The sequence below is a fragment of the Sphaerisporangium perillae genome, from assembly GCF_023276435.1.
Taxonomy (GTDB): Bacteria; Actinomycetota; Actinomycetes; order Streptosporangiales; family Streptosporangiaceae; genus Sphaerisporangium; species Sphaerisporangium perillae.
The window spans coordinates 52,981-65,252 of sequence record NZ_JALLPO010000049.1; the positions used below are offsets into that span (position 1 = coordinate 52,981).

A 12,272-nucleotide genomic window follows, 5' to 3' on the forward strand; every position below is an offset into this window, starting at 1 on the left:
GCGTGCTCGGCCGCGAGGCCGGCGCGGACGAGGCGGCGGCGGCCCCCGGGGGATCCGCCGTCTCGGTGGGAGCGCCGCAGGCAGTGAGCAGCGCGGCGCAGAGCACGGCCCCCACTCGGCGTGAGTTAGGAATAGTCATTCTCGTCGTATTCCTCCAGCTGGAGCAGGCGGCGGATCTTGGCCGCCGCTTTCGCTCCGTCATGCCGCGAGGCCTTGAGCACCTCTTGGATCAGCGCGGCCGGCGTCCGCGCCCGCGCGGCCCGGAGCCAGTACGGCTGCGCCTTGAGCGATTCGGCGCCCAGCTCCTTGATCGGCGCGCGCACGGCCGCGGGCCAGGCGGTGTTCTGGAGGTGGCGGATCTGCGCCCTGTTCGCGGCGGCGACCTTCGCCGCCGATGACCGCAGCGAGGCCACGGGCAGGCCGCCGTTGATCGCCTTCTCCAGCCGTTCGAGCCCGACGTCGTAGGGCTTGACGATGGCGAGGTAGCGAAGGGCCGCCTGCTTCCGGGTGAGCGGTGCCGGACTCGGGGTGGGTGGTGCCGGACTCGTGGTCACCGTCTTGGCCGGAGTCGCCACCGCCGAAGCCCGGTCGGCCGCCGTGGCGGTGACGGGCCCGCTCGAGCATCCGGCGACCGTGATGCCGGCGGCGACGAGGGCCGGGAAAAGGGTGCGCACAAATCCGGCATTCAGCCGCACGATGACGCCATCGTCAACCTCACGCTCAGTGTCCGGCCGCCGACGTCACCCGGCGAGTTTCCAGGTCGCCGGGAACTGGCGCAAGTCTGACACCGCAGGCCACAAGCGCTGAAGCGTGACCGGAATGAGATCAACTCATGGGCCGGATCGGGGTGACGGTGCCGACTCTCCATTCCAGCGGGTCGCCTGTCATGTCGGCCAATGCGCGTCGGTCGAACACCCCACGACCCGGTGCCCGCGCTGTGTCCCCCGCAAGTTCCACAGCGTGGTCTGCCCCGGACGCGACCCTGCCGGCAGCAGCCCGATCATGTCCTTCTCGTGCCGCGCTGTTGTCGTCGCATCCAGGAGCGAGTGCCGAAGGAGCGGCAGGACGCCGAGGCGACCGGGATGGCGAAGTCGAGGGCGGCGGCGAAGGTGTCGCCGGTGAGCCGGCCGGCGGGGGACACCGCGGCGGGGCCGCCGGCCAGGAGGCGGGAGAGGGCGAAGGTCAACGCCCCGTGCAGGACGTCCCCGGCCCCGAGGGTGTCCACGACGTCGACGGCGGGAACGGGCCGGAACCGTGCCTCGCCGGGGCCCTGCCACATCACAGGCGCGTCGCCACGGCTCACGGCGGCCCACGGCACGCCTGCCGCGCGCAGGTGGGCGAGGGTGTCCTCCGGTGTCCGCGTGCCCGGCGGGTGGAAGTCGGCCGAGGTGACGGCGACGTCGACGTACGGCAGGAGTTCGGCCGTGCCGGGCTTCCAGCTGCCGCCGTCGAGGACGGTGAGGCGGCCCTGCTCGCGGGCGAGCCGCGCCGCCGCCAGGGCCAGGTCCGGGTGGTGGCCGTCCAGGTGGACGACCTGGTGCGCCGCCACCAGTTCGGCGAGATCGGGTGGTGGCCGCAGGCGGCGGCCGGCCGCGTTGACCGACACGACCGCCCGGTCGCCGCTGCCGCGCGTCACCATGATCGTCGACATGGTGGGAGGGTCTGCGGCCTCGGGCGTGAGGTCGACCAGCCGCACGCCGTACTCGGCCAGGTCGGCCCGGATGCCGGCCGCCAGCGGGTGGGCGCCCACCGCGCTGAGCAGCGTCGCGCTGCCGCCCAGGAACGAGAACGCGACGGCGGCGTTGGTCGCCGGCCCGCCCGCCGCGACCGACTGCCGGAGCGCCGTGACCTTCTCGTTCGCCGACGGCATCCGCTCCACCGACTGGACCAGATCGAGCGTGCACAACCCGGCGAACAAGGCGCGAGGTGTCATGCTCCTCCTCCGGCCGCTCGAACGTCCCGCGGATTCCTCGAAGCCTCCACATTAGGTCGGGACGGCCGGGGTGGGGACGGCGGCGACCGCGACTGGCGGGGACCGCGGACCGGACCTCGTAGCAGGTCGCCGCCCCCCCTTCGCGGTCGCGAAAACGGCGAGACCGCGGCCGCCCCACCTGCGGTGCGCTCAGAGTGGTGAGGTGGGCGAGAACTGTCACGGTCAACTCTTTAGGGTGTAATTCAATGCCCATTGGATGATACTTTACGGCATAAGGAGTTGCCGCCGTCCGGTGGCCGGTTGTGTCGAGGCTGGAGATGATGTCGCGTGCTCGAGGCGAAACTGCACGATGGAACCATGATCGACGTGGAGGTGCACGGCCGCGGCCCTGCCGTGCTGCTGCCGGTGAATCCACGGCCGATCGAAGGACCGCAGGCCGACGAGATGCGGAAATGGGGCGCCGATCCGGCGCTGGGCCGTTCGCTCATCGAGGGGCTCCGCGACGCGTTCCAGGTGGTGGCGTTCGACTACGAGGGCCATGTGCTGGCCGCGCCCAAGCCGGAGACGCTGACCCCGGCCAACGTGGCGGCCGACCTGCTCGCCGTGGCGGACGCCGCGGGAGCCGAGCGGTTCGCCTATTACGGATATTCCTGGCTCGCACTGAGCGGGCTCCAGTTGGCCGTCCGTACCGACCGCCTGTCGGCCCTGGTCATGGGAGGGTTCCCGCCCCTGGGCGGGCCGTACGAGGAGATGCTGGCGGTGACCACCGCGACATACCAGATGTCGGTCCGGAACACCGCCGCCTCACCCGGGCCGGAGGAGGCCGGCCGGTCGGCGGGCGAGGCCGGCGAGGGCGGCCCGCCGACGAGCGCGACGGAGGGGGCCGAGTGGCCGGCGGGCGGGCCGGATGAGGGCCAGGAGCTCGACTGGTCGGCCGTGGAGGTGTCCATGACGGAGCCCCAGACCCGGCAGTTCGTCACGCTGTACCAGGCGTTGCGGGAGTTCGACGACCGGGCGGCCCAGACGCGGGTCGGCTGTCCCCGCCTGTGCTTCGTCGGCTCGGCGGACGAGATCGCCTACGGCGAGCGGTGGGGCGGGGTCCACGTGAGCATGGCGGGCGCCGTCACCAGGCACCGGGAGGAGCTGGAGGCCCTCGGCTGGGACGTGCGCGTCCTTCCCGGGCTCGACCACACCGGAGCCATGCAGGCCGCCCCCGTCCTGCCGGTCGTCCGCCCATGGCTGACCGCGAAGCTGGGCGCCCGCCCCTCGGCCTGACGCGGCCCCGGCCCGATGGTAAAGGTAGCGCCACCTGGAGCAACGGGTTTACCAAGGCGGAGTGGGGGAGCGCGTCCTGCGAGACAGTCGAGGCGTGATGCGACGCGTCGGCCTGCTCGTCATTCCAGGGTTCGCGCTGCTCTCGGGCTGCGGCGCGGCGGTGACGCTCGGCCCGGCCCAGTTCGACACGCTCAGGTCCCAGGGGGTGTCGCCCGATCTGGTGTACGTGGTCGACCTGCCGGGATACGAGCTCGCCAAGGAGTCGGTGAGCGTCTACAACGACGAGGGCTTCCAGACCTACTACATCTCGGCCGAGGGGCGGCAGCTGTGGTTCGGCGTCGACCGGGGGGCGTTCAGCGATGCCCTGTGCCAGGTGAGACCCCTGCACGACGCCGAAGCGCTCGACGCTCCGGTCTCCTGCGAGCGTGACGACGTGGGGTGGTACCGCACCAGCGGCGAGCACCACGAGTACGTCGCCATGGAGGACGATCACGTCCTGCGGCTCGGCGGGCTGCGCGAGGACGTGGAGCGGGTCGCGTTGAAGGAGGCCATGGCCAGTGCCCGGCACGCCTTCCATGCCGGAACCCCGTCGGCGCCCGCGACTCCGGCTGATCCGTCCTCCGCTCCCGCGCCGCGGACCGGTCTGCCGCCCCCGGGGGATGCACGCTGAGGGCGTTCGTTATAGTGAACGTATGGTTCAGCTCATGCGATCACAGGTCGTCGATCAGGTCGATGTCTACCTGGAGGACACCTACCTGACAGAGGTCGAGACGCAGATCCTCGCCACGGGACGTCGCGAGGACGCCACGGCGTGGGTCGCGGCCGGGCGCAATCCCTTCCACCCGCAGGGCGGTGGCCAGCCCGCCGACCGCGGCTGGATCGACGAGTGGGAGGTCGTGCCCGTCCGCGACCCCGCGACGGGCCTCGTGACGGTGACCGCCCGGCCCGGCACCGGGTCCACTCTCGCGGACCAGGACGGCCGGGCCGCTTCTGCCGGCCATGACGACGCGCCCGGCCTCGCGCGCCGGGACGGCCTCGCGGGTCTGGCGGAAGGGACGACGGTCCGGGCGCGCGTCGACGTCGAGGCGCGCCTGATCCATGCGGCCCTCCATACCGCCGGGCACCTCATCGAGGCGATCGGCCGCGGCCAGGGCTGGGCGCTGGCCGGCAACAACCACTTTCCCGGCCAGGCGCGCATCGAGTTCGTCGCACCCGAGCCCGACCCGCGTCTCGATTCACCCGCAGGCCGCGAGGAGCTCGCCGGCGAGTTCGGCGCCGCCGTCGCCTCGGCGATCCTCGCCGGCCCCGCCGTGGGCGTGGACCACGACGCCGGCGGCCGCCGCATCGTGCGCCTCGGCGACCTGCACGCCGCGCCCTGCGGGGGGACCCACGTACGCACTCTGGGCGATCTCGCCGACGTGGTGATCTCCGGCATGAAGGTGAAGAAGGGCCGTGTCCGGGTGTCCTACAGCGCGGCCCACGGGCCCCGGCGGTGAGCGGTGAGTGGCGGGAAGGGCAGCCTGCCCGGAGCGGCACCGCCGTGGCGGTCGGCGCGCAGATCCGCCGGCGGCGCATGCAGCGCGGCATGTCCGCGGCCGAGCTGGCCCGCAGAGCCGGCCTGAGCAAGGCGACCCTGTCCGGGCTCGAGGCGGGCACCGGCAACCCCACGATCGACACGCTGGACGCGGTGGCCGTCGCCCTGCACATCCCGCTGACCGACCTGCTGGCGCGGGACACCGACTCCGGCCCGCTCCACATCCCGGCCACCGCCGCCAGGCGGGACGAGCCGACCCGGGAGCTGCTGCGGCGGGTCGGCAGCGGTCACAGCCTTGAGTTGTGGCGCCTCCGCATGCCGCCCCGCAGCCATTTCGACGGGGTGCCGCACGCGCCGGGAACCGTCGAGCACCTCCTCATCGCCTCCGGCACGCTCACCGCCGGCCCGAGCGACGACCTTCGCGAGCTGCGCCCGGGCGACCTGCTCGCCTTCGCCGGTGACCGCCCGCACCTTTACCGCACCGGCGAGGAGGCCGCGGACATCACCGTCGTCATCGCCTCGCCGGTGGTCAGCTGACCTCCACCCCGAAAGGCCGTCCACCATGTCATGGCTCGCGCTGCTTCCCCTGCTCGGCATCTGGACCCTCGCCGTCATCAGCCCCGGGCCCGACTTCCTGATCACCCTGCGGTACTCGGCGGGCAGATCACGGGGCAGCGGCCTGCGCGTCGCCGCCGGCGTCGTCACCGGGATCGCCGTATGGGCGCTCGCCGCCCTCTTCGGGCTGACCGTCGTGATCGAGCGCTTCGAGTGGCTGTACACCATCACCCGCGCGGCGGGAGCGGTGTTCCTCATCGTGCTGGGCGTGGCCACCATACGCGCCGCCCGGCGCCCGGCCGCCGCGGAGGCCGGTGAGCAGGAGCCGCGCCTTACCGCCGACCATGCCGGCGGGATGCGCGAGTGGCGGGTCGGCCTGCTGACCAACCTCGCCAACCCCAAGGCCGTCGTCTTCTTCGGCGCGCTCTTCGCGAGCCTCCTGCCGCACGGCACCAGCGTCGCGGCCAAGGCGGCGACGCTGGTCACCATGCTCGCCATCGCCTTCGCGTGGTTCGCCGTCGTGGCGTTCCTCGCCGCCACCCCGGTGATCACCAAGGGCTACCGGAACGCCAGGAAGAGGCTGGACATCCTCACCGGCGGGCTGTTCATCGGCATGGGCGGCCTGCTCATCCCGAGGTGACCCCCCACCTCGCCGCGCCAAGAGGGCGAGGTCAGCGGACGCCGCGCGGGCGGAACTGGATGCTGATGCGGGGGCCGACGGGCCGGCTGGTCTTGGGGATGGCGTGCTCCCAGGTGCGCTGGCAGCTCCCGCCCATCACGATGAGGTCGCCGTGGCCGAGGTCGTGGCGCAGGGTGGGCCCTCCGCCGCCGTGCGGGCGCAGCAGCAGGCTGCGCGGCGTGCCGACCGAGATGATCGCCACCATGGTGTCCTCGGTGCTCCCGCGGCCGATGCGGTCGCCGTGCCAGGCGACGCTGTCGCGGCCGTCGCGGTAGAAGCACAGCCCCGCCGTGCGGAACGGCTCGCCGAGCTCCTCGGCGTAGTGGGCGTTCAGCGCCTCTTTGGCCGCCGCCAGCATCGGGTCGGGCAGCGGCTCCTGCTCCTCGTAGAACTTCAGCAGCCGCGGGACGTCGACGACGCGGTCGTACATATGCCGCCGCTCGGCGTGCCAGGGCACGACCTCGGCCAGCCGCTCGAACAGCGCGTCGGCGCCGCGGATCCAGCCCGGGCGCACGTCGACCCAGGCGCCGTGGGCGAGCGGGATGCGTTTCACCGTCGAGCCGAGCGGGCCGGGACCGGTCTCTTCGCACAAATCGAGCAGTGAACCTTGGAACGCGCCGTTCATGACCCGAGTCTATGACATGCTTTCAAACAGGTATTCGAAGCGAGATCATACGAGCGGGCCCGCGCTTCCACGGCGACGACGGACGCGGATGGGTCGGGGACAATCGCACCATGCTCATGGGGGTGCTCGGGACCACGCGGGTGTGGCGGGACGACGGGAGCGAGGTGGCCGTCGGAGGGCCCGCGGCCCGCGCACTGCTCGCACTGCTGCTGGTCCGCTCCGGCGAGGCGGTGACGGCCGATCGCCTGGTCGACGACCTCTACGGCGCACGGGCCCGGCCGGGGCGGCGAAGTCGCGCAGCTGCGCTCCGGATCTGTCGCACACCTCTGCCATGATCCCGCCACGACGTCGAGCGGCAGAAGAAGATCCTCGCCGAGGCGTTCGAGGGAGTGGGCTGGGAGACCCCGCGACTGCTCCGGGCCATGGACGACGCGCCCGACTTCTACTTCGACGCGATCGCCCAGGTGCACATGGACGGCTGGTCGCGAGGCAGGGCCGTCCTGCTCGGCGACGCGGCGTACTGTCCCTCGTGCCGTGGCCTACGGGCGCTGGACGCGCGGCGTGGTGCCGGCCGAGGTCTACGGGCGCCGGATGTGCGGTGCGGAGGGCCCCATCGTGCCGGGGCGTCCGGAGCGTCCCGGGGCGGGCACCACGACGGCGGTCAGGACCAGGCCGACGTCGACGATCCAGCGGCCGGTGAAGGCGGTGATCCGCAGGCCGCGCACGCGGGGCCCGCCGATGCGCAGCCACGCGGTGAACTCCCCGTTGGCCGGATCCACGTTGATCAGGATGTCCTGGAAGTCCAGCCACCGCCTGGTCATCGGGAACCACGCCTTGTACACCGACTCCTTGGCGCTGAAGAGCATGCGATCCCAGTGCACGCGGTTGTGGCGGGCGGTGAGCTTGGCCAGGCTCTCGCGCTCCTCCGGCAGCGAGATGGCGTCCAGGACGCCGTTCACCAGCGGCTCGTTGGGCTCGGCGTCGATGCCGATGGAGCTCACCTTGGAGACGGCGGCGACGACGGCTCCCCGGTAGCCCGCGCAGTGGGTGATGCTGCCGACGACGCCGGCGGGCCACTGCGGCTCCCCGCGCAGCCCGGGAAGCACCGGTCTCGGACGCACGCCGAGTTTGCGCAGCGCGTCATGGGCGCACACGCGCGCCGTGCTGAACTCCTGGCGCCGCCTCTCGTCGGCGTCGGCGATGGCCTGCTCCTCCTCGGGGAAGAGCATCGGCTCGGGCGGGTCGGTCAGCAGGTCGGCGGCCGCGACGAAATCGGGCAGAATGGATTTGATCATGATCCCTCGCGGTCCGGGAGGGGCGGGCCGAGCAGGTGGCCGTGCCACGCGCGCCCGCCGGCCTGCGGCCGGGGAGGCGGGCTCCCGCCGCCCCGTTCTCGGGTGGAAACGGCGAAATGGGAAACGCCGGCCCCCGGGGACCTTTCGTGCCTCACTCGCGTAGCGATCACGTTCCCAGCGTATCGAGGAGGCCGTTCTGCGAGGAAACCATGCGAATGTTTTCTCGGGACGGCTTCGCGCTCGCCTAGGGCAGGAGGACGGGGAGTAAGGGGTCACGCGGGAGAAGGCGGGGCGAAATCGCGAGAATAGCGTTTTGCGAGATGCGAGGCCGTGTATTCCGGTGTTCCATGCCCCATAAGACCCTGGAAAGGCGCGGGCGGCTGAATGCCGTGCCGGCCCCTGCTCGTGCCATTGCCGGGTTCAGGCGGGTCAGCCTACCAGTTCTCCCGGTTCGCCCATGTGGCCTTGCGCGTCCTTCGCGGCCCGCATGGCCTGTGCCTCGTCCAGCATTGCGCGGGCGCGCGCCTCGTAGGTCGGCGTCCGGATCGACTGGAAGATCGCCAGCGCCTGCTCGCAATGGAGGACGGCTTGCTCGGCTTCCTCGCGGGCGACGGCCACCTCTCCGAGCCCGAGCAGCGAGCGCGCCTCGGCGAGCCGGTCGCCCGTCGCCCCGGCCAGCCGTACCGAGTCGCGCAGTGCCTGCTCGGCCAGGACGGTCTCGCCCTGCCGCAGCCGTGCGATGCCGAGCCCGTTGAGGATGTACGCCTCGCCGGCGGGGTCGCCGATGTCGCGCACCATGTCGAGCGCCGTCTGGAAGATCTCGGCGGCGAGGTCCGGTTCCCGCCATGCCAGGTAGGTGTCGCCCATCCGGTGGAGCACCTGCGCCTCCACCCGCCTGCTGCCGCCCTCGCGGCTGAGCGCCAGCGCCTCCGAGAGCAGGCTGCTCGCCCCCTCCGGGTCGCCGGTGTCGAGCCGCAGCTGTGCCAGGTTGTGCAGCACGTACGCCGAGGCCACCTGGTCGCCGCTCGCCGCGAACATCGCGAGCGCCCGCTCGTAGTGGGCGGCCGCCTCCTCGAACCGGCCGCTCATCCGCTCCAGGAAGGCGACGTGTCGCAGCACCAGGGCGGTGCCCTGCTCGTCCCCGACGTCGGCGAACAGGCCGATCGCCTCGTCGAGGTCCCGCCGGGCCTCGGGGAAGCGCTTCTCGGTGATGTGCAGGGAGCCCCGGGAGTACAGCATCGCCGCCTGGCCCCGGGCGTCGCCGGCCTGGCGGGTGGCGGCCAGGGCGATCTCATGGGTCTCCCGCCAGTCGTCGAGGTAGACCCGCGACTCGAACAGGGTGACCGCGCTGATCGCCAGGTCCCACGACAGGTCGGGGAAACCGGCCTGCGCCGCCTGGCGGATGCCGGACACCAGCAGCGGGCGCTCGCGCTCGTACCAGGTGAACGGCTCGGCCACCAGCTCGCCGGCCAGCTTGCCGGGAAGCGCCCACCGGGGCGCGCCGCTGTGGATCTGGACGTAGTCGCCGCCGTAGGCGCGGCGGTGCGCCGCCTCGGCCAGGAAGAGCAGCCCGCCGAGCACGCGTCCGAGCGCCGCCTTGCGCTCCGCGGGGGTCTCCTCGGCGGCCAGGCACTCGCGGGCGAACACGCGGATGAGGTCGTGGAAGCGGTACTGGCCGTGCACGCCGCACCCGCCCGCCGTCTCGATCAGCTGAGCGTCGGCCAGCTCGTCGAACAGGTCTTCGGCCTCGAAGAACGGCACGTCCAGCAGGGCGGCGCCGACCCAGACGGAGAACAGGCCGCTGTCGAGGATCGCGAGCCGCCGGAACAGCCGCCTGGCCTCCTCGCCGACGCTCTCGTAGGTCAGGGAGATGCTGGCCCTGATGCCCATGTCGCCGTGGTTGAGCTCGTCCAGCCGGCGTGTCTCGTCCTCCAGGCGGCTCACGAGCTGCTCGATGCGCCAGTGGGGCCGGGCGGCGAGCCGGGCTCCGGCGATGCGCAACGCGAGCGGCAGGTGGCCGCACAGCTCGGCCAGCGCCTTGGCCGACTCGATCTCCGACCGCACCCGCTCGGCGCCGGCGATGCGCTCCAGGAGCTCGATCGACTGGTCGGTGTCGAAGACGTCGATGTCGACCTGGATGGCGCCTGGCAGCCCGGCCAGCCGGCTGCGGCTCGTGATGATCACAGCGGACATGCGGGTGCCGGGCAGCAGCGGCTGGACCTGGCTCTCGCCGGCGGCGTCGTCCAGGACGACGAGCGTCCGCCGGTCGGCGAGCAGGGCGCGGTACATCTCCGCGCGCTCCTCCAGGCCCTCCGGCATGGCGTTCCCCGGCACGCCGAGGGCGCGCAGGAACCGTTCCAGCACGTGCATCGGGCTGACCTGCCGTGAGGCGCCGCCGTGCAGGTCGGCGAAGAGCCGGCCGTCGGGGAACCGCGCGGCCACCGTGTGGGCGGCGTGCACGGCGACCGTGGTCTTGCCGATGCCGCCCTTCCCGGCGACGATGACGATCGGCACGGCGAGCCGGGTGGGATCCTCGTCGGCGAGCGCCAGCTCCCGCTCAATGGCGTCGATCTGCTTCCTGCGACCGGTGAAGTCGGCGATCGCGCTGGGAAGCAGGAACGGCGCGGGAACCGTGGGGGCCGGGGGAGGCTCGGCGGGGATCCTGGTCGCCTTGCCCGGCGCGTCGAGGCTCTCGTCGGCGGTGAGGATGGCCTGCTCCAGGCGCTGGAGCTGCTCGTTGGGCTCGATGCCCAGCTCCTCGATCATCGTCTCCCTGGCGAGCCGGTACACCTGGAGCGCCTCGGGTCTGCGGCCCGAGCGGTAGAGGGCGAGCATGAGCTGGCCGCGCAGGCGCTCGCGGAGGGGATAGCGCTCGACGAGCCGGGTGAGCTCGCCGATGAGCTCCTGGTGGTGGCCGAGGTCGAGCTCCAGCTGGATGCAGTCCTCGTTCGTCGTCATCCGGTCTTCGGTCAGCCTGCCCGCCGCCGACTGCACCGGCCTGCTGTCGATGCCCTCCAGGGCCTCCTCGCCGTGCCAGAGCGCCAGGGCCTCGCGGTAGCTCTGCACGGCCTGGTCCAGGTGGCCCGCGTCCCGGGCGCGGCGCGCCTGGAGGGTCAGCGCCTCGAAGCGCTGGGCGTCGAGCCGGCCCTCCTCGACCCGGATCGTGTATCCGCGGGACTGGGTGGCGATGAGGTCGGCGCCGCCGTGCGCGGAGAACAACCGGCGCAGCGAGGAGATGCAGATCTGGACCTGGGCGCGTGCGGTGGGGGGCAGGTCGACGCCGTAGATGGCCTCGGCGAGCCGGTCGACGGTGACCACCCTGTTTGCGTCGAGCAGGAGGTTGGCCAGGGTGATGCGCTGCCGCGTGCCCCCGATGTCCAGCCGTTCGGTGCCCGCGAGCACCTCAAGTGGACCCAGGATCCGGAACTCCACCTGCTAACTCCTTGCCAGAAAACCCGCAGGACCACCCGGAAGTCTTCGCGCTCTCGGTCTCGCCGAGACCAGTATCGGGCAAGCCGCCTCGATGAGAGACCGGCTTGCGGCCAAGGCGGCCGATCGTCTGCCGAGACCTGTGATGGAGCCGAGCGGTACCGATCGCCCCTTCCTCAACCTGCATCACTTAACTCCGCATGGTACAACTTGGCGGCTACGGCAACCAGGTGATATTTACGCGGCGAAAAGTCGCCGTGTGAAGCGGCCATCGCGATGCCGGTCGGGCGGGCATGTGCCGGCCTCCGGGAAAGGCCGCGGACGCCGATGACCGGCTCGATAACGGGGCTATTCATCGGCCTGGAACGGTAGGGGTCGTGCAGGGGTTTCAGCGGGGTTCGGCGCCGGTCTAGCATCGAATCAATCGAGCTTGGCAGGGTTTTTGACCGCATGATGAGGTGGTGTCTCTGGTCGCTGGTTTCCTTCGCGGTAAGTCCCCACGCGGGCAAGGGCCATCGCGCGAACGCCATTCGCACGATGGCTCTTGCTTTTCCCGCGCGGATTCTCTTCCCCCTATCGGCTCGCCATCGCCGCGTGCGATCGCTGGTCATCCCCGACCGATCCTTGAGCGTGGCCGCCGACAATCGCTTCCGAGTCAAAGCCTAAGACGCGAGAACGAGATCTCGTGCCCATGATTCCCGAGGAGTGAAGATGTCCCGCCGCCTGTTCACCTCCGAGTCGGTCACCGAGGGCCACCCGGACAAGATCGCAGACCAGATCAGCGACGCGATTCTCGACGCCATGCTCAAGGGCGACCCCAAGAGCCGGGTCGCGGTCGAGACCATGATCACAACCGGCCAGGTCCATGTCGCCGGTGAGGTGACGACGGAGACCTATGTCGACATTCCGGGTCTGATCCGGGAGAAGATCCTGGAGATCGGGTACGA

Annotated in this window: 11 protein-coding genes; 6 read left to right on the top strand and 5 right to left on the bottom strand. The window is 71.7% G+C overall.

The window, feature by feature from the left end; translation table 11 throughout:
• Positions 1 to 125: 125 nt before the first annotated feature.
• A complete protein-coding gene (locus MYF83_RS35660; protein ID WP_248965181.1) occupies positions 126 to 674 on the bottom strand; it encodes a hypothetical protein in 549 nt (182 codons plus the stop codon).
• 326 nt (positions 675 to 1,000) lie between these two features.
• A complete protein-coding gene (locus MYF83_RS35665) occupies positions 1,001 to 1,933 on the bottom strand; it encodes a PfkB family carbohydrate kinase (protein ID WP_248965182.1) in 933 nt (310 codons plus the stop codon).
• Positions 1,934 to 2,260: 327 nt separating this feature from the next.
• On the opposite strand from MYF83_RS35665, the gene MYF83_RS35670 reads away from it, so the two are divergent.
• The 5 genes from MYF83_RS35670 (at position 2,261) to MYF83_RS35690 (ending at position 5,937) form a co-directional block, all read left to right on the top strand.
• Positions 2,261 to 3,208, top strand: coding sequence for an alpha/beta fold hydrolase (locus tag MYF83_RS35670; RefSeq protein ID WP_248965183.1), 948 nt, complete (start codon positions 2,261 to 2,263; stop codon positions 3,206 to 3,208).
• A gap of 97 nt (positions 3,209 to 3,305) precedes the next feature.
• Positions 3,306 to 3,878 (top strand): hypothetical protein, encoded by a 573-nt coding sequence (locus MYF83_RS35675; protein WP_248965184.1) that lies wholly within the window; start codon positions 3,306 to 3,308, stop codon positions 3,876 to 3,878.
• 34 nt (positions 3,879 to 3,912) lie between these two features.
• Positions 3,913 to 4,704, top strand: coding sequence for an alanyl-tRNA editing protein (locus MYF83_RS35680; protein ID WP_248965186.1), 792 nt, complete (start codon positions 3,913 to 3,915; stop codon positions 4,702 to 4,704).
• Positions 4,701 to 5,279: a helix-turn-helix domain-containing protein gene (locus MYF83_RS35685; RefSeq protein ID WP_248965187.1), complete on the top strand. Its 579-nt coding sequence runs from the start codon at positions 4,701 to 4,703 to the stop codon at positions 5,277 to 5,279. The genes MYF83_RS35680 and MYF83_RS35685 overlap by 4 nt, the downstream gene beginning before the upstream one ends.
• Before the next feature lie 25 nt (positions 5,280 to 5,304).
• The gene (locus MYF83_RS35690; RefSeq protein WP_248965189.1) at positions 5,305 to 5,937 is read left to right on the top strand and encodes a LysE family transporter; all 633 of its coding nucleotides are present in this window, start codon (positions 5,305 to 5,307) and stop codon (positions 5,935 to 5,937) included.
• 31 nt (positions 5,938 to 5,968) lie between these two features.
• Here MYF83_RS35690 and MYF83_RS35695 read toward each other — a convergent pair whose 3' ends face one another.
• From MYF83_RS35695 to MYF83_RS35710, 3 genes are all read right to left on the bottom strand, one after another.
• On the bottom strand, positions 5,969 to 6,601 hold the full coding sequence (locus MYF83_RS35695; protein ID WP_248965190.1) for an alpha-ketoglutarate-dependent dioxygenase AlkB: 633 nt from the start codon (positions 6,599 to 6,601) through the stop codon (positions 5,969 to 5,971).
• 578 nt (positions 6,602 to 7,179) lie between these two features.
• On the bottom strand, positions 7,180 to 7,896 hold the full coding sequence (locus MYF83_RS35705) for a 4'-phosphopantetheinyl transferase family protein (protein ID WP_248965191.1): 717 nt from the start codon (positions 7,894 to 7,896) through the stop codon (positions 7,180 to 7,182).
• Positions 7,897 to 8,325: 429 nt separating this feature from the next.
• On the bottom strand, positions 8,326 to 11,328 hold the full coding sequence (locus MYF83_RS35710; RefSeq protein WP_248965192.1) for an AfsR/SARP family transcriptional regulator: 3,003 nt from the start codon (positions 11,326 to 11,328) through the stop codon (positions 8,326 to 8,328).
• Positions 11,329 to 12,036: 708 nt separating this feature from the next.
• On the opposite strand from MYF83_RS35710, the gene MYF83_RS35715 reads away from it, so the two are divergent.
• Positions 12,037 to 12,272: S-adenosylmethionine synthetase N-terminal domain-containing protein (locus MYF83_RS35715; protein ID WP_279340511.1), on the top strand; the 236-nt coding region annotated here is incomplete at its 3' end.